At 36.5% G+C, this 23,716-nt stretch carries 16 protein-coding genes; 3 read left to right on the top strand and 13 right to left on the bottom strand.

Going from position 1 to position 23,716, the window contains the following annotated elements; all coding sequences use genetic code 11:
• Positions 1–208: 208 nt before the first annotated feature.
• The 12 genes from K5X82_14415 to hpt form a co-directional block, all read right to left on the bottom strand.
• Positions 209–1,555: a RagB/SusD family nutrient uptake outer membrane protein gene (locus K5X82_14415; GenBank protein ID QZT36441.1), complete on the bottom strand. Its 1,347-nt coding sequence runs from the start codon at positions 1,553–1,555 to the stop codon at positions 209–211.
• Positions 1,556–1,576: 21 nt separating this feature from the next.
• Entirely contained in the window at positions 1,577–4,939 is a 3,363-nt protein-coding gene (locus K5X82_14410; GenBank protein QZT36440.1) for a SusC/RagA family TonB-linked outer membrane protein, read from the bottom strand.
• 92 nt (positions 4,940–5,031) lie between these two features.
• Positions 5,032–7,590 (bottom strand): zinc-dependent metalloprotease, encoded by a 2,559-nt coding sequence (locus K5X82_14405; GenBank protein QZT36439.1) that lies wholly within the window; start codon positions 7,588–7,590, stop codon positions 5,032–5,034.
• A gap of 253 nt (positions 7,591–7,843) precedes the next feature.
• Entirely contained in the window at positions 7,844–9,352 is a 1,509-nt protein-coding gene (locus tag K5X82_14400; protein ID QZT36438.1) for a histidine kinase, read from the bottom strand.
• Positions 9,349–10,101, bottom strand: a complete 753-nt coding sequence (locus K5X82_14395; GenBank protein QZT36437.1) for a LytTR family DNA-binding domain-containing protein — start codon at positions 10,099–10,101, stop codon at positions 9,349–9,351. Before K5X82_14395 ends, K5X82_14400 begins: the two co-directional genes overlap by 4 nt.
• A gap of 110 nt (positions 10,102–10,211) precedes the next feature.
• Complete coding sequence (locus tag K5X82_14390) at positions 10,212–10,736, bottom strand: shikimate kinase (GenBank protein QZT36436.1); 525 nt, start codon at positions 10,734–10,736, stop codon at positions 10,212–10,214.
• A 17-nt stretch (positions 10,737–10,753) separates the two neighbouring features.
• Positions 10,754–13,357, bottom strand: a complete 2,604-nt coding sequence (locus tag K5X82_14385; GenBank protein ID QZT36435.1) for a DNA gyrase/topoisomerase IV subunit A — start codon at positions 13,355–13,357, stop codon at positions 10,754–10,756.
• A gap of 17 nt (positions 13,358–13,374) precedes the next feature.
• Positions 13,375–15,210 carry a type IIA DNA topoisomerase subunit B gene (locus K5X82_14380; GenBank protein ID QZT36434.1) on the bottom strand — a complete coding sequence of 612 codons (1,836 nt, stop codon included), beginning with the start codon at positions 15,208–15,210 and terminating at the stop codon, positions 13,375–13,377.
• Positions 15,211–15,323: 113 nt separating this feature from the next.
• Positions 15,324–16,016: a phosphatase PAP2 family protein gene (locus K5X82_14375; protein QZT36433.1), complete on the bottom strand. Its 693-nt coding sequence runs from the start codon at positions 16,014–16,016 to the stop codon at positions 15,324–15,326.
• Between the two features lie 79 nt (positions 16,017–16,095).
• The gene (gene obgE / locus K5X82_14370; protein ID QZT36432.1) at positions 16,096–17,085 is read right to left on the bottom strand and encodes a GTPase ObgE; all 990 of its coding nucleotides are present in this window, start codon (positions 17,083–17,085) and stop codon (positions 16,096–16,098) included.
• Positions 17,086–17,224: 139 nt separating this feature from the next.
• Positions 17,225–17,797 (bottom strand): adenylate kinase, encoded by a 573-nt coding sequence (locus K5X82_14365; GenBank protein ID QZT36431.1) that lies wholly within the window; start codon positions 17,795–17,797, stop codon positions 17,225–17,227.
• Between the two features lie 17 nt (positions 17,798–17,814).
• Complete coding sequence (gene hpt, locus K5X82_14360) at positions 17,815–18,354, bottom strand: hypoxanthine phosphoribosyltransferase (protein QZT36430.1); 540 nt, start codon at positions 18,352–18,354, stop codon at positions 17,815–17,817.
• Between the two features lie 264 nt (positions 18,355–18,618).
• Between hpt and purE the strand changes: the two genes are divergently transcribed.
• The 3 genes from purE (at position 18,619) to K5X82_14345 (ending at position 22,505) form a co-directional block, all read left to right on the top strand.
• Positions 18,619–19,125, top strand: a complete 507-nt coding sequence (gene purE, locus K5X82_14355) for a 5-(carboxyamino)imidazole ribonucleotide mutase (protein ID QZT36429.1) — start codon at positions 18,619–18,621, stop codon at positions 19,123–19,125.
• 82 nt (positions 19,126–19,207) lie between these two features.
• Positions 19,208–21,193, top strand: coding sequence for a helix-hairpin-helix domain-containing protein (locus K5X82_14350; protein QZT36428.1), 1,986 nt, complete (start codon positions 19,208–19,210; stop codon positions 21,191–21,193).
• Between the two features lie 160 nt (positions 21,194–21,353).
• Positions 21,354–22,505 carry a 1-acyl-sn-glycerol-3-phosphate acyltransferase gene (locus K5X82_14345; protein QZT36427.1) on the top strand — a complete coding sequence of 384 codons (1,152 nt, stop codon included), beginning with the start codon at positions 21,354–21,356 and terminating at the stop codon, positions 22,503–22,505.
• A 61-nt stretch (positions 22,506–22,566) separates the two neighbouring features.
• On the opposite strand, the gene ald is transcribed toward K5X82_14345, so the two are convergent.
• Complete coding sequence (gene ald, locus K5X82_14340) at positions 22,567–23,700, bottom strand: alanine dehydrogenase (GenBank protein QZT36426.1); 1,134 nt, start codon at positions 23,698–23,700, stop codon at positions 22,567–22,569.
• Between the last annotated feature and the right edge of the window lie 16 nt (positions 23,701–23,716).

The raw sequence follows: 23,716 nt of genomic DNA, 5'->3' as shown, positions 1-23,716 counted from the left end.
GATATCAAAAAGCTCCCTTAACATTTGTATTTTAAGTAATTATTTCGACATAAATTTAAATAGAATGAATTCATGTTCTAAGAGGATATAAACAAGGGGTACTTCAATTCAATACACATCTAAAGTCATAGATATAACAGACAAAAAGAGGATGCCCAAATATATAGGCACCCTCTTTCAATAAAATGATATAATAATATATCTCTATTTATTGTGCAAGATTTGGATTCAAACGAATTGCTTCCAATGGAAATTTAACTACATAACGAGGATCATTCTCTAGTAATGTCTCTGTTCTAGTTTCACCAGCATCATCTTTAAACTCATGAGTAATCGAAGGTTTTCCAAGACGCTTCAGATCAACCCATCGCTTTCCTTGGAATGCCAACTCCATACGACGTTGACGTAGGACTTCTTTAAGCAAAGCTGCATTATCCATAGCATCAATCTTTGCATTAAGCGTAGCTGCCCCAGCTGGAGTATATCGTGCTTCAATAAGCTTCTTCAGTTGTGTCTTTGCTGTTGACGCATCAGGAGCATCAAGACGTAAAGAGGCCTCAGCAAGCATAAGCATCACTTCAGGAACACGGAAAGTTGTTTTAAATTCATTACTACTCATTACTTTTGTTTTTCCATCATCAAAAAGCATAGCTTCTTTTCTCATAGAACCGTCCTCAGACATTCCTTCATTTAATGGAGTTGAAGCAATTATCAAGTTTCTTTGTGATGGAAAACTATATATTTTATGAATCGACAAGATGTTTTCAACTGACTTATATGTAAGAAAATCATCTTTTTCAGTATTCACATTTTGCAAAGAAGACTGTAACACTAATGCTTCATTAGCATCTGAAATTACATTAGACCATGAACCTTGTAATAACCCGACTTTAGCTTTCAAGGCATGTAATGCTACTTTGCTAAACCTATACGAAAGTGCTTTGTCTTTTTGTTGTTCAACAACCATAAGCTTACCTGCCTCTATTAAATCATTATTGATTTGGCTATAAATCACAGATAAGTTTTCTCGATTAAATTGACCATTAAGATCAACTTCTGGTTTTAAAACAAGAGGAACTGATTTAGTTGTAGATGCTGTTGATGCCATGTAGGTATCAGCAAAAACATTTACTAAATCCAAATATACCATTGCTCTCAATGCGTATGCCTCAGCAACCAACTGATTTTCATCAACTTCTGTCCCTTGGGTCATTTTTCCTTGAGCAGCAATTACCTGATTACACCCAAAAATAATCTCATATTGAGTTTTATATGTATATATGATTGTATTTATATCACCATTATTCTCATTCCAAAAATAATGCTCTATATACATTGCGTTATCGTCTCCTCCCTTAAAGGTATAATCATCTGAACGATAATCTATCAATCCTAGATTGTTATTATTTTGATTGTAACTATCGGTCAATAATGCACGATAGTCTTCAACTGTGGTAGGAAGTACCTTACCTACCGGAGTAATATCTAGGAAATCACTACAACTAGATAAAAAAGTGGCAATAATTAATCCCACTAAAATATGTATCTTTTTCATTGTCTTCAATAAATTGGTGAATTAGAAACTTAGGTTTAGACCAACGGAGAATGACTTCGCAATTGGTTGAGAATATACACTACCATATGTCTCAGGATCAAAATAGCCACTATAGTCCGTTCCAAACACAAACGGATTTAATGCTTCAACTTTCACAGAAGTAGTACCAACTCCAAGTTTGTCTGTAAAACTCTTTGGAAGATTGTAACTCAATCGAATATTTGAAATACGAATATAGTTTACTTCCTTAAACCAAATATCTAGATCTTTAAAAGGCTCAAAGGAACCTAAACCACCTGAGTTATATGCATAGTATTCATATGGGTTTTCAGGATCACTAGTGGAAGACATAATTGCAGGATAAACTCCATCTTTATTCTCAGGAGACCAAATTTGATTAACCTTACTAGAATAGTTTCTTGATCGATCAAAAGAACCTGCACTATAGAATGGTGTTTCACGTTTCATTCCTTTTAAGAAGAAGTTTGCAGCAACATAAAGTGTAAATCCTTTATAACGAAAACTATTTACAATACCTCCGGTGAACTTTGGATCTGTCGTACCCATATAAGTATATCTATCTCTAATTTCATCAGAGCTTAATGTAGAAGCTGTCAATGGAGCATAATCCCATAATGCTTCTAGTTTAAAAAACTCTGTTGCAGATACTCCCTTTCCATTATCATCATATATTGGCATTCCAGTTTCACTCAAACCTCTGGTTTTAAAACCAAACATCGCATTTACTGGTAATCCTTCACGAGATGGTACTACCTGCTGATCTCCAACATGTATTTTTTCCACCTGATCTTTATTATGTGACCAGTTAAATGTAACATCCCAACTAAATCGTTTTGATCTAATAGGCTGAGCAGTCAAACTTAATTCATAACCTTTATTACTAACCTCAGCCCAGTTCACTGGAGATGTATAAAAACCAGTCTCATGTGCTAATTCTTTTGTTCCAATTAAGTCATAAGAATTACGAGAATAAATATCTGCAGTAAACTGTAAACGATTTTTAAAGAATCCCAACTCAATTCCTAGATCGTAGTTTGTAGTTTTTTCCCACATCAAATCTGGGTTGGGTGCTCCTGTTACTACAATCGCATTTTCGTTTAACCCACCAAGAATATTGTGCTGATTCCATTCTCCTACAAGAGTAGGGGCTGTTGACTTATCAATATTCCCCTGAAGACCATATGAAAGACGTAATTTGGCCTTATTCATAAAATCAAGATTATAAAATGCTTCTTTATCAATATTCCAAGCTGCACCCATTGCCCATAAAGGAACGAACAGATCATTCGTATTCTTTCCAAAAATATTTGATGCATCAGTTCTAATACTACCAAATAATGAATAACGGCGATCAAAGCTATAACTAAATGTACCAAAGTAAGAAACATATGCATTCTCTGCAGCAGCTTCTCCATAAGTTGGAAATCCATTTGCATCACTTTCTCTGTGATAGACTAAAGGTTTCGATGTTAATGTAACTGGATTAAAACCATACACCCATGACTCACGCTGTGCAAGATCATCATGTCTGATTTCATCACCTATCATCAAATCAAGTTCATGTTTACTTCCGAAAGTTTTATTGTATTCTAAAATATTCTTAACATTCCATTGATTGATACGGCGATCCAAATTATTTCTAATTTGTCCTTCTGGAAGAAAATGTTGTTTATTGCCATCACTATCCGTATACTCTGATTTATAATTACGATGTCTCGAATAGAATGTTTCCCAATCTGCACGTTTTTCAGCTAACGATTGATCATACTGATAACCTAAAGTAGAACGGAATGTTAAGTCTTTCAATATCCTCCATTCTAAATCAAACTGAGCTAAATAACTCATTGATGTAAGGTTATACATTGTACCTTCTCGTTCCTCTACAAAGTTAAATGGCAAATATTCATTACCATTTGTCTGCGTATCTCGATCATACTTATAGCTACCATCTTTATTGTAAATATTCAAGTATGGGTTCACATTTCTCGAGTATCTATTTGGGTTGGTATAATTTTCAGTTCCTTGTAGGAAAGATGAGTTTTTACGTCTATTTGCGAATACTTTAAGGCCAACATTTAAATTGTTAGTTACATTAAAGTCCGTACGCATCGTTATACTACTTCTATTCATTCCAGTCCCTACAGTCGTACCTTTTTCATCATAGTATCCCATAGACACATAGTAGGTTGCAAAATCACTACCTCCTGATACACTAAGGTTATGATTTTGATTCACAGCAGAACGATAAATTTCTTTTCCCCAATCAGACCCACTTGATCTCAATGCACTGATTTGATCTTGCTTTACTTTACTTAGATGATCGAAGCCTTTATCTTGATAAATTGAAAGCTCATTACTTTGGCCATTCTTATCATTCTCTAAGATTCTCATCACCTCACCACCATGATAATTATAAGATCCCCAAGGTGAGAAATCAGTTCTGCCAGCCATCTGAAGTTCTAGATCAACTTTCTCACTCGCATTCAGTAAGTTTAAGTCATTCATTTTTGGACGCTGTACAAAAGAGATATTAGAGTTAATGTTCACATTAACCTTACCCTTTTTACCTTTTTTGGTGGTAACAACAATTACACCATTTGATGCACGAGCACCATAGATAGCAGTCGCTGCAGCATCTTTAAGAACTGTGATACTTTCAATGTCGTTCGGGTTCAGACCAGCAATACTACTATTCGTAAGGTCACTAATATCTTTACCATCAAGGCTAGGTACATCCGTATTAGTCAAAGGAACACCATCCACTACCCAAAGAGGATCTTGGGATCCATTCAGTGATGCATTACCACGAATACGTATCTTTGCTGGAGCACCTGGAGCACCTGATGTAACAGTAGTTTGCACACCAGCTAACTGTCCTGCAAGCATTTGATCGATACTCGAAACGTTTGCTTGGATAATATCATCTGTTTTAAGCTTCACTACAGATGCGGTTAGTTTACGCTCTTTGATATTTTGGTAACCAGTCACAACAATCTCTTCTATGTTTGATACATCAGACTTAAGTTGAATGACCAACTTACCAGAAGAAGGAATAGCTATTTTTTTCGTTTCATAGCCTACAAAGCTACAAGATACGAATTCAGCACTTTTTGGAACCTTCAATGAAAATACACCATTGATATTTGAAATTGTTCCTTGACTATAGTTGACTACAGTATTACTCTGTACTTCATTTAATACACCTACAACGGTGTTGTCTAGAAATACAGATGCTCCAGGAAGCGTTTCTCCAGAAGCAGCATCGAACACTACCCCATGAATTGTTCTTGTCTCTTGTGCGCTAACGCTCCAAGAACAACAGAACAGGAGTAGAAGTAAGAATAAAGAATATTGTTTCTTCATTTTAAATAGTTGATTTACAAAGATTGATTAATTTGAATAGTTGATTGCTTGTCTTCTCTCACTAGAAGAGAAGACAAGACTTTGGTATTATTTTATTTTCTTAGAGATTGCTCAATTCTCAACAATAGATCTTCATAGTGATTTCTTGTTGCAACATCTCCGGTATATCTTTTTGTTTTCAGTAACTTCTCAATGCGAAGAAGTGTTCCTCTTTTACAGCTTACAATATCATCTGAACGAAGCCCTGTTTTGAAACGCCTCTTTGAATCGATATGACAACCCTCGTGAAAACATGGCATTCCAACATGTAACCAAGATTCAACGACATCACTATGTAGCTTCTTCTTCTTCTCTTTCGAAGCATTTCTATCTGAAGCAATAATTAATGCATCAACGAATGTTTTCTCTATCATTCTATCGTTGAATGATAGACTTCTACCTTTGATGGTTTGACGGAAAATATATTTATATAGATCCTCCAACATCTGATCAGGACCATATCCTTTCGTCCCTTCAGCATCCTTAGCTAGAGTCATACGGTGCATACGAGTATCATTTAACAGATCCCACATTACATATGAAATAGCACCATAATAAGAGGCTGTAGGCTCATATTCATTATATCCAATCGGTGATGTTTTAATTGGATACACCTTGCTATATATAGGCGCAGCAAATAACCACTTAGGAAAAGTAAACACATTCTTCTCTAAATAATCTACGGCCTCTTTTTGCACTTTACCTGGAACATAATCATATGCATGCTCATGGTCTCCTTTAACAATATTGTTTTGGTAAACCCCTCCAATATTTGCCAATACATGGTAAGAGTAACGATGCCATTGACCAATAATACCATTCATCAGTTTACCGGCAGTAACGTAGTTATCACCAGATTTAGTTGTCCACTCTTCAACATGAGGAATAGTCTTCTTCAAATTGATCAATCCAAATTCACTAGCCTTCATTGCGTTGTCTCCAAGATCCTCAATTTGAGCTCGTGGATCAACAGCATCACGCATTCCTTGTTGTGCTAAGAAATGGCAATGAGGATTCTGATATGCCTCCTCGATGGTTTTACGAGACCATGATTTTTCATTATGAACATCTTTTACACCAGTGAAGTGATATCCCCACTCTATAGCAAACACATCATACTCTCCAATTTTTGGAGTGATATGCTTCAAGTGGTCTGCCTCTTGTGCGACATAATTAAATCGAGCGTAATCCATAATAGAAGGGGCTGTTGCTGCACTCTTCGTAAAAGTCTTACTTCTCAACGAATCAATTGGATATGTATAAGAAGACCCCATATTATGAGCTAACCCTAAAGTGTGTCCGATCTCATGAGAAGAGACAAAGCGTACAGCTTCTCCCATATGTTTATCAGAGAACACATTGTCTCTTGATTTAGGATCTATAATACCCGTTTGAACACGCATCCAATCTTGCACTGCCACCAATACATTATGCCACCATATTACATCCGCTTCAATAATTTCTCCTGAACGAGGATCAACAACACTAGGACCCATAGCATTCGATTGGTCAGATGCTGCATATGTAATTACTGAATAGCGAACATCATCAATATCAAAATCTTTATCCTCCTCAGTTACCAACTTACAAGTGATAGCATTTTTGAATCCAGCTTTCTCGAATGCAACATTCCAATCATTCACACCATCAATAATCGGCTGTTGCCACTGATTAGGAGTTGCAGGATCGACATAATATACGATCTGTTTTTTAGGCTCTACCAACTCACCTCTAGCATATGCCTCAGGATCTTTAGGCTCTAATTTCCAACGTGTAATCAGTTCTCTTTTTTCAACCTCTTGCTGTGCATCATTAAAGTACCAACGATCTTCAGTAAAATACCCCACTCTTTCATCAGAGAAACGTGGTGTCATTGGCTCTTCAGGAAGAAGAACAAGATTAGATGTAACTTCAACAGTCATACGAGCCTCCGATTCCATTCCTGGAATCTTAGTTGTCTGAACTGTCTTAACAAGTACATTCTCTGGAAAAGATTTAACTTTACCAATATATCCAAAGTTCTTTGATGGGCTAGTTCCCATTCCTACCGAACCAAACACATTTACAATACTCTTCTCACTACCATCATATATCTTATTCACTTTAATAACAACTGCTGTAGAGTCATTATTATAAGCTTCTACTTTGAAATTTTCTAAGATTGACTTCGTAAAATTTCGATCTACACTCTTTGTTATATTATCATCTTTAGGAGAGTCAACAAAGGGCTTATAGTTCATGACGAAGACCTTTTTCTCTAATCTATTAAGATGAAATTGTACTACCAAACTTTCAAATTTGATTCCTTGATTTAGACCTGCATCATTTAACTTTGCAGGAACTTTAGATAGCTTATTAACCACAAGCATATCACGATCCATCATTTTAAGAGGAATCTCAAAATAGTAGTTATTTGTATCCTTACAAAGTACATTAATGAAACCAGAGTCACATTCTGCTTTCAAAAATTCCTTGTCATACGGCGTCTTGACTACCTCTTCTTTGGCATCCTTATCCTTGTTTTTTCTCTTTAACCACTTAAACTGTGCCGATGACTCCATTGGATTCACCATCGCGGCAAGAAGAATTAATGCAGCAACTACTCTAAACATATTATCGCTTTTTCCTTAATTTTAAATAATAAGAGATGATCTATTATTCGTTTACAGTTCCAAACACTCTATGAAGTCATTAATACAAGTTGTTATTAACAACCGCACTTAAATAACAAACTGTCACAATAAGATGCAATCTCTTTCAAGAACACATAAAAAAAAGGAAGATTACTATTATTTTGAAGGGATAATGAATGAAATGACAGTATTTAGGAGTCAATAGACAAAAAACAGGAGTGAATGATTACCCCTATTTTTCTCTTATGATAGGTAATTCTGAAATATAATAATTCTCATCATGATAAAAGTTACAAGATTTAAGTGTAAATGTTTTATACCTCAATCTCATTAATCGATGACCTAAATTCATAGAGAATCCACTTTGGTCTCTCCTGTTTAAATTGTTACGGACAACAATAAAATCGCCATCCTTAAATATTTCAATCTTAAGAGGCTCTTCTTTGGTCGCTATGTTATGCTTTAAAGCATTCTCCACCAATAATTGTAAAGATGCTGGAGGCAACTGAATAGGTTGAACCTGTTCATCCAATAAGACATCTACATCGAAAGATACACGTTCACCAAAACGCAACTTTTGTATTGCAAAGTAATCATTTGCAAATTTAAGCTCGGACTTCAATGTAACTAAATCTTTCATCTGCGTAGATAGCTGATAACGTAACAAGTTAGATAATCTTTTCGCAAACGTACAAGCATCTACTGGATTTCGTGGGATAAGTACTATAAGAGAACTTAATGAATTAAATACGAAATGAGGATCAAGACCCGTTTTCAACAATTGAAGCTCAGTCATTGCAAGCTCTTTACTCTTTCGCTCTTCACTAATTTTTGTTAGAAAAAGAGACTCTTCCGCTCGTAATCTCAACTTATGTTCTCGATCAGAAAAGAACCATGACACCATCACAATGGATAAAACACAAATGAGAAAAAGTATCAATATCAATGCCAAGTTACGCTCTATTGCACTTAAGAATTCAGTATAGTTGAACTTAGGAGTATTTCCGATGAGCAACCATTGCTGTCCACCTACATGCATAACGCGATAAGAACGTATTACTTCCGACTGTAAAAAACCAGAGAATACGGATCGGTATGTACTAAACATCTCAGGGTCACAATTCTTCACAATGGCCCTATCAATTTGACTTGGGGACAACTGTCCTATCAACTGCTCTTCTGGATGATAAATATACCTTCCATTTTCATCGAGAATCTCTAAATAATTACTCGAACGGATATCCATCTTTGCAACTTTCTGATGAAAACGTTTAAGGTCAACAGTGATTCCGAGTATAAATGGATCCGATTTATCAAACGATAGATATCCTATATCCATTAAAAAAGTATCCCCCTTACGATAGGGACCAATAGTATAATTTCCTGTATTACCAATAGAGTTTTTCCTTGACTTAACCCATAGACTCGAATGATCTGACAATGAGTTATACCATCCATCAACCACTGTCGAGTCAGACTTAACATAGGTCTCTAACATATCAGGGAACTCTCTCTGTCGATGAGGATATTCAACAAAATATCCTATTTTCTTCTCATAATCAGAAAAATAGCTCTTTATTAGTTCGAGATTCTCCGAGGCAGCAATCATATTGAAACGCATTCCTGTTTCTTGTGCTTTCTCATATATAGAATCACGCAAAGAAGAAAGATAATATACACTTACAACCACAATTGTAAGTGCAACCCCTAAATAGACTCGTACTTTCGTTGGTATTCTCATGACAATAGCCAGTTTTTAAAGCTTAAAACTTTTGTTGCACTTAAAAGAACTAACTCATCTGTCTCAGGAGATAGATTCAGTTTGTATCTATTATTAGAGTATAGAACCAACTCATTCACACTTTGCTTATTCACCATATATGACCTATTTACACGGAAGAATAGAGTTGGATCCAATTGCTCTTCCAACTCTTTGAGTGTCGCATCATAATAGAATTTACGACCATCTTCAGTAATAGCATATAGATATTTATCCTCCGCAATAAAGTAGCATATCTCATGAACACTTATAGGCTTATAAACACGTCCAAGACGAAGCATCATTCTCTGAATATACTCTTCTTGAACATATTCTCCTTCAACCTTATTCTCTTTGGTTCTCTCCACATAATAAGAAGTTAAATTCTCATACTTCTCAAGTGCCTTAACAATACACATTCGATCATAAGGCTTTAGAATATAAGCAATGCTATTTAAATCAAAAGATGTTTGAACATATTGATCATACGCTGTCAAGAAAATAATCGGAGTCGAGACTTTTACTTCTTTAAAAATATCAAAACAGTCACCATCACTTAAGTGGACATCCATAAAAACCAAATCACACGTATTTGATTTAAACCATGCAATACTGTCTTTGACAGTATCTATCTTACCACATATTTCGATATTATCTGGTGCAATATCTAATAAATTACTTTCTAGTTCTTCACACAATAACTCTTCATCCTCAATAATCAGTACCCTCATGAAATGTGTATAGAATATATTTGCCTGTAAATATTGTTATTTTACAACAAAAAACAATCAAATTTTACCATTATTATTCAATTTATTGACTACAAGCAATAGTTTCGCAGTTATTCTTTTAGAAAAGAATCAATATGATCAATTAAGTTTTTAGTAGTCAGTGTATCTTCAGATATACAAACGATATCTGACTGTAAGTAGAAAGGCTCTCTATATTCAAGTGCTTGAACAATAAAACTACGAAGCTCAACTTCCGACTTTCCCCTTACTATTGGACGCTGGCTATTATTTTGTGTCAACCTCCTCACTAAAAGATCCATTGGTGTTTTTAGATATATAGAGATACCTGTATGACGTATCACGTCCATATTATTATAGAAACATGGTGTACCACCACCTGTAGCAATAACGACATTTTCAAATACAGACAACTCTTGTAATGCATCTCGCTCTTTTTCACGAAACCCACTTTCTCCCTCTTTTTCAAAAATGGAGGCAATAGACATGAAATATTTCTCTTCGATAAACTTATCTAGATCTATAAAAGAAAAACCCAGAGCAGAGGCCAATTGCACACCTATAGTCGATTTACCAGCCGCCATATATCCATTTAAATATACTCTACTTTTCTCCATGTCCATCTCCTTTTATATTAAAAAAGTGTCATTTGATTATCATCATCATCCGAGGTTGTCTCGTCCTCTATATCCTCAACTTCTTCTATAACTTCAGGTTCTACGAGTTCTAAATGTGCAACATCAAATGTTGTTAACCTCTTCCCTTTCGCCTTTATTGATTTTACACCAATGAAATCAGAGGTAATTACCTCTTCAGCCAATCGATTTTCGTTTCTTGCACCAAAATGAATTTTCACTATCGCCTCACCATTATCACTAACCAACATCATCTTATTCTTAGGATTATCTCCAATGAATGATATGGTATCCTTCTGGGTTGGGTCAATCTGGAACCGCTTTATATAATAGAACTTCTGATCTGCATCCCAATACACTACAACAAAGACACGATCAGAGTCTAGCTTTTGAATTCTCTTGATATCAGAAGAAAAATGATTACTTAGATCATATGAATGAACCGTACAATCACCCATACCACTTATGGATACGATTTTGTCATTACCACTAAACTCACCTAAAAAGGCACCTCGTTCTTCTGTGTTAAGTCTAAAAATATCCTTATCAAAAAATATACGACGTCCTCCTAGTGTGGAAGCACCTTTCTCTTTTAAAGTGATCTTCAACACTTCATTTTTGGTGACCGTATTTCCTTTTGATGTTCTTCCTTTAATTGCAAGCACACCCAGGTCAACCTCAAATATCAATCTTTTCAATCTTAACTTAGGCTTCAAAGTAACCTTTAGCTTCTCCGCTTCACCATTTGGATTAGCACTAAACCAATAAAGTCTAGAACCGGCTTTATCTCCCATTAGATTATATTCACGATCTCTTGTGACACCTGTCACAAAGAAACGTTTCATATAGGTCGTTCCTTGCTTCCCCTCACGGTAAACGGTATTATATATCGTTCGCTTGTCATTCTTTTTAAAGACCGCAATATGGATTACATTTTTACCAATAAACGCTTTCTCACTCACTTTTGTTACAAAGTAACTTCCATCTTTACGGAAAATAATCACATCATCGATATCAGAGCATTCAAACAGATACTCTTCCTTCTTTAGAGAGGTTCCAATAAATCCCTCTTTTCTATCGACATAAAGTTTCTCATTTGCTACAACAACTTTGGTTGCTTCAATATTCTCGAAACTTCTAATCTCCGTTTTACGCTCTTTATCCTTACCATATTTCTTCTTGATCTTACGGAAATAGTCGATAGTATACTTAACCATCTGACCAAGTTGTTTGTCAATTTTAGCAATCTCTTCTTCAATTGAAAGAATAAAATCAGTCGCCTTTTGAATATTAAACTTCAAAATTCTAGCCATCTTAATCTCTAGAAGTTTAATAATATCCTCTCGCAAAATTTCTTTCTTGAGACTCTCCTTCCATGGATCAAAACGCTGATCGATATGTGCCACCACTTCGTCCACACTCTTAGCCTCTTCAAACTCTTTATCTTTATACATGCGCTCTTCAATGAAAAGACGCTCCAAAGAGCTATAGTGCCATTGTGACTCTAGTTCAGACTTTCGAATCTCTAACTCTTTCTGTAAAAGTGCTAAGGTATTTTCTGTAGAACGTCGCAAGATAGTCTTGACATCAAGAAAAACAGGCTTATCTTGATCAATGATACAAGAGTTTGGTGAGATTGAGATCTCACAATCAGTGAATGCATATAGCGCATCAATCATTTGATCAGAACTTACACCAGGTCCAAGGTGAACTAAGATCTCTACATTTGCAGCAGTATTATCATCAATCTTCTTTACTTTGATCTTTCCTTTATCATTCGCCTTAATAATAGAATCGATCACTGAAGATGTCGTTCTACCATAGGGAATTTGATTAACAACCAAAGTCTTTGAATCTCTCTTCTCTATATTAGCACGAACACGTACGGCACCACCTCGAAGACCATTATTATATTTAGATACATCAATATATCCACCCGTCGGGAAATCAGGATATAAGTCAAAATCTCTCTTTTGAAGATAGAGAATAGATGCGTCAATAAGCTCAATAAAGTTGTGTGGTAGTATCTTAGATGCTAAACCTACCGCAATACCCTCTACCCCTTGTGCTAACAATAGAGGATACTTAACAGGAAGTGTCAGAGGCTCCTTGTTTCTTCCATCATAAGAGAGTTGCCAATCCGTAGTTTTTGGATTAAACACGACCTCTAGGGCAAACTTAGAGAGTCTGGCCTCAATATAACGTGGTGCAGCAGCAGAGTCTCCAGTTAAGATATTACCCCAGTTTCCTTGGGTATCCACCAAAAGGTTCTTCTGTCCTAGTTGCACCAAAGCATCGCCTATAGACGCATCCCCATGTGGGTGATACATCATCGTCTGACCAATAACATTGGCCACTTTATTATAACGACCATCATCCATACCCTTCATGGCATGCAGGATACGACGTTGTACCGGTTTCAGTCCATCATTGACATAAGGAACAGCTCGTTCTAAGATTACGTACGAAGCGTAATCTAAGAACCAATCCTTATACATTCCTGAAATATATTTTGCATGATAGAGCTTATCATTTACTCCATCAATATTCTCATTATCTCTATTCTCGTCTTGTGGTGTGTCAAACTCTTTTGGATCCATCATTAAGGTTTTAAAGCAAATTACTCAATCTCGTCTTTCTCTACATGCAGATTTTCTATAATGAACTGTTGACGATCGGGAGTATTTTTCCCCATATAAAAGCTCAACAACTCGCGAATAGATTCTGCTTTCTTCAGGATAACAGGATCTAAACGAATCTGATCGCCAATAAAATTCTTAAACTCATCAGGAGAGATCTCTCCTAACCCCTTAAAACGAGTAATCTCTGCTCCTTTGCCAATCTTCTTAATGGCAGTAACACGCTCCTCTTCATTATAACAATAATAGGTCTTCTTCTTATTTCTCACTCTGAACAGTGGTGTCTGAAGAATATATAAATGCCCTTGCTTTATTAATTCTGGAAAGAACTGGAGAAAGAAGGTAATTAATAAAAGTCGAATATGCATTCCATCCACATCTGCATCGGTTGCAATAATCACCTTATTATACCTCAACTCTTCAATACCATTCTCAATATTTAGTGCGGCTTGTAGAAGATTGAACTCTTCGTTCTCATACACCACCTTCTTTGTCAATCCAAAAGAGTTTAATGGTTTACCCCTTAAACTAAATACGGCTTGTGTATTTACATCTCTCGACTTGGTGATAGAACCACTTGCCGAGTCCCCCTCTGTGATAAATATTGACGATTGTTCTGCCTCTTTTTTATTAGTATTATAATGTGCTCTACAATCTCTAAGCTTTTTATTGTGTAGACTGACCTTCTTAGCTCGCTGTTTTGCTAACTTCTTTATTCCTGATATCGCTTTACGCTCGCGTTCAGACTCCTGAATACGTCTCAACATCACCTCTGCCACATCCGCATTCTTGTAGAGGTAATTATCCAACTCTTTGTTTACAAAGTTAACAACAAAGTTACGAACAGAAGGACCTTTAGGGCCTATATCTTTCGATCCTAATTTTGTCTTTGTCTGCGACTCGAAGATAGGCTCTTCCACCTTAATAGATATGGCAGCCACAATACTTGCACGTATATCCGATGCATCAAAATCCTTCTTATAGAAGTCTCTTAATGTTTTTACAATCGACTCTTTATATGCAGCTAAATGTGTTCCTCCATGCGTTGTATGCTGACCATTCACAAAAGAGAAATAATCTTCACCATATTGATTCGTATGCGTCAACGCCACTTCAATATCCTGCCCTTTAATATGAACAGGAGGATATAGACACGGCGTATCTAAACTATCATTCAAAAGATCTAACAGACCATTCTTCGACTGAAACTTCTCCCCATTATAGTAGATAATCAGTCCTGAATTAAGATAGCAGTAATTCTTAATTAAATTCTCAACAAACTCACTTATATAGTGGTAATTACTAAATATCGCTTCATCGGGTTTAAAACTAACCCAAGAACCATTAGGCTCCTCCGTAGGTTCTATTACTGAATCGGAAACAATATTTCCCTCAGAGAAACTAACCTCTTTTTTTTCTCCCTCACGAAACGCTTGAACCGTAAAAGAAGAGGACAAAGCATTAACAGCCTTCACCCCTACACCATTCAATCCAACAGACTTTTTAAATACCTTCGAATCATACTTTGCTCCAGTATTCATCCTCGATACTACATCCTTCACTTTTCCAAGAGGTATACCTCGTCCAAAATCACGAACAGATACTAGCTCATCACTAACGTTAATCTCTATTTTATTCCCATAACCCATCATGAATTCATCGATAGAGTTATCTACCACCTCTTTTAAGAGGACATAGATACCATCATCAGGAGATGTTCCATCTCCCAACTTTCCGATATACATTCCAGGGCGCTTACGAATATGTTCTTTCCAATCTAAGGTTCTAATTGAATCTTCAGAATAAACTTGTGACATGGCAATACAAGGTTGGACAATTGGTTATTACTAAATACAACTTTTTTGTAAACTCCTAACTTACAAAAAAGTTAAATAATTTGTATAATGATTTATGAGGAAACCTCATAAAGCTACAACAAATCATTGATTACATAGCACAAAACAATAAATATAGGGAGTCCTAACATCCAACGAAGTGCTGAAAACACAGGTTTCAACTCTTGATTACTCATCGACGAGCGACTAAAACTACGTCCATTCATAAATGGAACATACTTCTCTATAACCAACGTTACTCTATAAATCAACCAACCATAGAAGACCCCTAGAAGACCTCCACAAATAACATCACCAGGATAGTGGACGCCTAAATATACTCGGGAAAAACTAACAATCGCAGACCATATAAGCATATAGTATAAGAAAGTTTTATTCTTTACATATTTATATATCAGGATAGACAAGGCAAATGAGTTGGCAGCGTGTGCACTCACAAAACCAAATCGCCCACCCTTCTTATAAAAGATATTAACCAATGACCCAATAACAGGATCATGACCTGGTCTTGGTCGAGCAAAACCATACTTAAACAAATTACATGTTTGATCTGTCACTAAAATAGTTAATGCAATCATAGGAATAATAATCCACATCTGTTTTCCAAAATGCTTATATAGATGGTAGGCCAAAATACCATAAAACAACACCCACGTTATTTTATAAGTATAGGTAAACATCACATAATCCCACAACGTCGAATGATTTCCGTTGAAATATAATAACAACTGAGAATCAAGCTCCTTCAATGCTTCTATTAGCCACATAGTCAAACCCTTTTAAATATTATGAATAGAGAAATAAAAAGCACAAACAAATGAATGATTGTGCTTCTTATTAAGTGTTTTATTTATTTAATCGCTTCCAAATCTCATCTTTCAGTGGAGCGATATTGAACCCTGTCACCGAAGAGATAAATAGATGAGGTATATCTTTTAACTCTTCATCAATTTCTGACATGAGATCTTCGTCTAACATATCAGACTTCGTAATAACCAAGAATCGTTCTTTATCAAGTAACTCTGGATTATACATCTCTAACTCGTTTATCAACACATCATACTCTTTCAGATAATCATCACTATCTGCAGGGATCATGAATAGCAACATTGAATTACGCTCGATATGTCTCAAGAAACGATGTCCTAGACCTTTTCCTTCATGAGCTCCTTCAATAATTCCTGGAATATCTGCCATTACAAACGAACGATCATCACGATAACCAACAATACCTAAGTTAGGTACCAAAGTTGTAAAGTGATACTCTGCAATCTTTGGTCTTGCAGCAGAAACTACCGATAGAAGTGTTGACTTTCCTGCACTTGGAAAACCGACTAAACCAACATCAGCAAGAACTTTTAGTTCGAGAATCTTCCATGCTTCTTCTCCATCCTCTCCTGGCTGTGCATATTGAGGTGTTTGATTTGTTGACGATTTAAAGTGTGTATTACCCAGACCTCCTCGGCCTCCTTGAGCAATATGCTCCTCTTGACCATCCTCAGTAATCTCAAACATCACCTCTCCAGTTTCTGAATCTCTCGCGATGGTTCCTAATGGCACATCAATGTATACATCCTCACCATCCTTACCGGTAGAACCTTGGCCTGAACCTGATGCTCCATGTCCAGCAAAAATATGCTTACGGAACTTCAAGTGCAATAGAGTCCACATCTGACTATTACCACGAATAATCACATGTCCTCCTCGTCCACCATCTCCACCATCTGGACCTCCTTTAGGAATATACTTCTCACGGCGCATATGGCGTGAACCTGGACCACCCTTACCTGAGCGGCAATATATCTTTACGTAATCTACGAAATTCGAACCTGACATTAAAAAATATGGTTTAATCAAACAGGAATTCCTGTCATCTTATTCAACACCCAATCAATGAGACTTTTGCCCCCACAAAGTTAAAAAAAATGACAGACGGTACACCCCATCTGTCATTTTATTTCCGCTTATATTTTTTTTACAAGCTCTTAATTGCAGCAGTCAAACGACTTGCAATCTCCTCTATCGATCCTTGTCCTTCAATAGGGCTCAATTTAGATTGAGCACCATAAAAGTCCTTTAAAGGAGCTGTTTTCTCATTATAGTTATTAATTCTATTCTCAATGATAGAACTATCTTGGTCATCTGAACGCCCTGAAGTTAATCCTCTATTAAGAAGACGCTTCATCAACTCTTCCTTCTCTACTTCCAACGACAACATGGCTGAAACTGCAGTTCCGTGTTCTGTAAGAAGTTGATCAAGTGCTTCAGCTTGTGCCACCGTACGAGGGAAACCATCGAAGATAAATCCTTTTGATGCTTCATTCGATTCCAGCTTAGAACCAATCATACCAATAACAACCTCATCAGGTACTAAGTCTCCATTATCCATAAAAGCTTTCGCTTTCAATCCAAGCTCAGTTTCTGCTGCGATTTCGCTACGAAGAAGATCTCCTGTAGAGATATGATTCAAATCAAAATCCTTAATAAGGAATTCTGCTTGTGTTCCTTTTCCGGCTCCTGGAGGCCCAAACAATACTAGATTCAACATTATATATTCTTATTTTATTAAGGTACAAGTGTATAAATATCCTTCAAGTTACGTCCTCTTCCATCATAGTCTAATCCATAACCTACGATGAAATCGTTTGGAATTTCCAAACCTACGTAATCAACAGTAACATCCTTTTTCAATGCTTTCGGCTTGAAAAGTAAAGTAGCTACTCTAATATCTGCAGCTCCTCTTTCTGTTACTTGGTCGATAAGATTTGCAATAGTAAATCCTGAATCAACGATATCTTCTACGATAACTACAGTACGATCTTTCAAATCTTCCTTCAAACCGATCAACTGCTTAATATTCTCTGTCGTTTGTGTTCCCTCATATGAAGCCAACTTCACAAAAGAAACCTCTGCGTCTGTTAACTCAACCTCTTTTAACAAATCGGCTGCGAACATGAAACAACCATTCAGGACACACAAAAATATTGCTTCTTTCCCTTCAAGATCTTCTCTCATCTTGACTGCCATCTCTTTCACAGCAGCTACAATCTGCTCATTTGGATAAGAAACTTCGAATTCTTTGTCCCAAAGCTTAACTCTTTTCATCTCTGAAATTGTTTATCGACTAACGTTTGATAGATGTACTTTAAATTTTCATCATTTACTCCCCGAATCTTCTCTATCTAATAGCCACATTTTAATAATCTAAATAGATTTGTAGGAGAAAGGGCGCAAATTAACGAAACATATCCGGTTCAAAAAAAAAAGATGGCATATTTTTTTGTCAATAAATCATTTTTTTTCCGATCCAACATTTGTATCTTTTCTTTTTGTAAACCCAAAACATTCACTTAGTTACTAATCAAAAGTATGAAACCTAGAGTAAGTATTATAATGGGCAGCACATCTGACCTGCCAGTGATGGAGAAAGCAGCACAATTATTAGACGATTTTCAGATTCCTTTTGAAATCCATGCCCTTTCAGCACATCGCACCCCAGAACAAGTTGAGAAATTTGCGACCGAAGCAAAAAGTAGAGGTATTGAAGTTATTATTGCTGCAGCAGGTATGGCGGCACACCTTCCTGGTGTTATTGCTGCAATGACCACTCTTCCTGTTATTGGCGTACCAATAAAAGCTAGTTTAGATGGTATGGATGCACTTCTAGCTATTGCCCAGATGCCTCCTGGCATTCCAGTTGCCACAGTAGCCATCAATGGTGCAATGAATGCAGGGATCCTTGCAGCACAAATTATTGCAACAGGAGATGACAAAGTTGGAGAGCAGATGGTCGCATACAAAGAACAATTAAAAGACAAAATAGTAAAAGCGAACAAAGAGCTTCAAACAGTAGATTTTAAGTATAAGACAAATTAATCACACTTATACTACCTCGAATCAAACCTTCATCTTTTTCAATTGTTCTTTCAGTTATAATATAACAGTTAGTTCAATTCAGATGAAGGTTTATTATTTTTACATTCTACAATTCACGCTATTATTACATACAGCAACCCTGTCGTCACAACCCTCTATCAACGAATCCTCTTTTCAAGATACGTATAACCTCTATGCTTCATTCCATTTAGAAGAACCCTTTAACTCTGAGACCAACCCTCTCTCTTTAACCTCACTTCAAAAATGGTACTTTAATCCGATATCAATAAACCAAGCAAATAGAGAGACTTTACTACAGATCCCTCTGTTTAACGCCATGGACATACAAACATTATTAGATTACCGACAAAAGCACGGATACATCTACACAATAAATGAACTAGAGGTTCTTCTACACCTTGACCCCCTTACATCAGATCTTCTATCTTTTCTTATCTCTTTCCACTTACCTAATGCAAAAAAAAGCCCACGCAAACTCAAAGGTTATAGTGCAGTTACTCTCTCAAATAAAAAAAGATCGAATAAAGTCAGCTTTGAGGGGTTCGACAAATACAAGAAACAAGAGAGGCTATATATTGAAAAAGGAAAATGGAGTCTAAAGGCTATAGGAGAGTCTGACTATGGGGAGACTAAAATATTCCATGACCACCTGAGTGCAACATTACAGTATAAGGGACAGAAAACACAATGGATCATTGGTGATTTCAAGCCAAACTATGGACAGGGTGTCTCCTTCTCCACCTCCTCTTTTTTCTCTAGTAACACCCCCGATGGTATTATTAACAATGTGAATAAAATTCAGAGCCATGCACTTGCTGAAGAGAACAACTTCTTTCGTGGTATCGCCATAACACAGAAAGTAGGAGCATTTAAACTGATAGGATACTACTCCCAAAAATCGCGAGATGCATATATAAGAGATAAAGACACAGAACCGTTCTTCTCATCCACATCTAGTGATGGGATTCATATATCCCAATCCCAAATAGCCAAACATAATGCATTAGAAGAAAAAGCAAAGGGGGCTGCACTTGAGTATAGCAATAAAAACGTCAAAATCATTGGATACTACCATAATGGATCATATAGTGTCCCTCTAAAAAAATTAAATGCAATCACTTCAGAATATCTACCCTCTATTGATAATTTCAACATCTATGGTGCAGCATACCATATCTATCTAAAGAAGTTCCATCTATTTGGTGAAGTTGCTTGGGACCCATACCAACAAATAGGTCAGATACATGGTATCTATGGTGCCATCCTCCCACACTTACACACAACCATCGGTTATCGCTCTTATCCCATCACCTTCTACGCACCCTATGGAAATGCTTATGCCGTTCATAGTAGTTGTAAAAACGAAAAAGGACCGTTTATCATTAATAACTTTGAGATGTCTCGGAAGTTTAAAATCCAAAACACCCTCTCCTACTTTAATGAAATACGCCCCATAGACCTTCAAGATCAAGAAAATAAAAACTCCATGAAGATTACCACGACCATCAACTATCTAAAGTCAAGTTCCACCTCTCTGCAACTTAAACATCAATGGAAATCATATCATCGATCATACAAGAGAAACCATAGGGCATATCCTTATAGCTACACCTACCAAAACATCCGTATTAAAGGCTCTAAAGAAATATCCTCCAAATGTACAATCAATACAGAGTTCCAATGGACCACTCTTCAAAAAGACGAACTATCTGAGCAGGGCCTATTAGGCAGGATATATGCAAAGATCCTACTGTTTCCCAAAAGCACAACATATATTCAAGCGGCACTCTTTGACACCGACTCTTTTCAATCACGATTATTTACATATGAACAAGATCTTCGATACAACTTTAGCTGCCCATCATATTATGGTAAAGGGCAACACTTCTTTATTCTTGAGAGACTCGAATTAACGCCTTGGTGTCAAATATCAACAAAAATTGCGTGGACTGAGTTTACTAAAACAAAGAAGCTAAACCAAAATAAAACCATAGAGGAAAAAGAGAAGATTAATAGTTATAGCCTAATGCTTATGCTAAAGCTATAAGCACATCAACAAGAGTGAATATGATACAATGATTTTATCTAACAATAAAATTACAATATAAAGAGTAAATAGAGGGAGTAACCACTATGGGTTACACCTATTTATTACTATTTTTGTCAAAATTTTTGCGGGATGTTTCCCCTGTATATCAATTTATTTTATGGATTTAAATAAAAAATACGAAGAGATAAGACCCTATAGAGACCATGAGATTAAAGAAGTTGTTGCTACACTATTAAAAGACGACTCTTTCCATCATGTATTCGAAAAACTATTCCCGAACAAACAAGAACGAGAAATGTTCCTAGACATTTTCGCCTCAATAGAAACGGTAATTGACTTTCAATATAAAATTATCCGCCCCCTTGTTGATCGCGTTGCAGACATGTCTACTGACGGAGTTCAGTTTTTAGGAAAAGAGAACTTTGACTACAAAAAATGTCATGTGTTTATTTCGAATCATCGTGATATTGTACTTGACCCTGCCTTCCTTAATGTAGGAGCTATTAAACAAGACATTAGAGCGACTGAGATTGCAATAGGAAGTAATCTTCTTATTTACGATTGGATTACACATCTCGTGAAAATGAATCGTAGCTTTGTAGTAAAAAGAGATATTCCGGTAAAACAGATGCTTGCAGCCTCTGAAAACTTATCTGGATACATCCGTTCCAATATCACAGAAAGAGATCAATCTGTTTGGATCGCTCAAAAAGAGGGGCGGACTAAAAACGGGATCGATAGAACACAAGTCGCATTACTTAAAATGCTTAATATAAGCAATAACCACAGTTCAACCCGACAAGGATTTATCGATCTTGATATCGTTCCGATGTCTCTATCCTATGAGATTGAACCATGTGGAGGCCTTAAAGTACTAGAACTTCTTCGCAAAAAGTATGAACCAGACTACAAAAAACAGCCTGGTGAAGATTTGCAAAGTATGGGGACTGGTATCATAGCACCCAAAGGAAGAGTTGTCTTTCAATTTAGTGAGCCTATCAATCCAACACTTCTAGCAACAGAAGAGGTGAAAAATAAGAATAAACAACTAAAAGTTGTTGCCGATATTCTTGACCAAGCAATTATATCCAACTACAAACTGTGGCCATTTAACTTCATCGCATTCGATCGTGTTAATAATACAGATCGTTTTAGTAATGAATACACATCTGAAGATATCGAAAAATTCGATAAACTAACCGAGGAGAGTTTATCTATCATCGATTTCAAACAAGATGAAGCACTACAGTTGTGGCTTGAAATGTATGCCAATCCTGTACAAAGCAAGATTGAATTCAACTGCTTGTAGAATAGACATTAAAAAAAGCACATCCATTACAGATGTGCTTTTTTGCTACTATGGTTATATGCTAATTTAGAACCATCTCTTCATTCAAAAATTCTTCCACATCATACATTGGTAAGTCGAAGGCATCTGCAACACCCTGATAAACCACTTTACCATCCACAACATTCAATCCGAGCTTCAAGGCTTTATCCTCCTTACATGCCTGCTTCCATCCCTTATTTGCTAACTTAATCGCATAAGGTAATGTCGCATTTGTCAGTGCCAAAGTCGATGTTCTTGGAACAGCACCTGGCATATTAGCTACCGAGTAATGAATTACACCATCAATCTCAAATACTGGATTATCATGTGTTGTTGGACGAGTTGTTTCAATACAACCTCCTTGATCAATCGCTACATCTACCAATACAGTACCAGCCTGCATCGTAGGTAACATATCTCTTGTGATCAAATTCGGAGCAACGGCACCAGGAATAAGAACAGCACCCACTATCACATCATGTGTTTTTGCCATCTCACGAATATTATATTCGTTGGACATCATCGTCTTAACGTTAGCTGGCATCACATCATCCAAATAGCGTAAACGCTTCAAGTTGACATCCATAATCGTAACATCCGCACCTAAACCAGCAGCCATCTTAGCAGCTTCCGTACCTACAATACCTCCACCAATAACTAAGACCTTTGCAGGTGGCACTCCTGCAACACCCCCCATTAAAACACCACGTCCACCAAAAAGCTTCTCTAAATACTTCGCTCCTTCTTGGATAGACATTCTTCCTGCTACTTCCGACATAGGAACCAATAAAGGCAACGAACGATCCTCTAACTCTACAGTCTCATAAGCCAAACAAACACCTTTCTGCTGAATCATAGCATGTGTTAATGGCTCACACGACGCAAAGTGGAAATAAGTATATACTAACTGGCCCTCTTTAATCAAAGCATACTCTGGTTCAATAGGCTCTTTTACCTTGATAATCATCTCGGCAATGCCATAAACCTCTTCGATAGTAGGAAGAATGGTTGCTCCAGCTTTCTCATACTCCTCATCTTCAAAACCGCTACCCATACCTGCAGTATGTTGTACATAAACTGTGTGACCATATTTGATCATCTCTGCAGCCCCTGCTGGGGTCAACGAAACTCTGTTTTCGTTATTCTTTATCTCCTTTGGAACTCCTATAATCATAGCGTTATATTTTTAA

The sequence above is a fragment of the Prolixibacteraceae bacterium genome (assembly GCA_019856515.1).
Taxonomy (GTDB): Bacteria; Bacteroidota; Bacteroidia; order Bacteroidales; family Prolixibacteraceae; genus Halosquirtibacter; species Halosquirtibacter xylanolyticus.
Note: the sequence above shows the minus strand (reverse complement) of the source record. Positions and strands in the feature narration are given on the sequence as shown.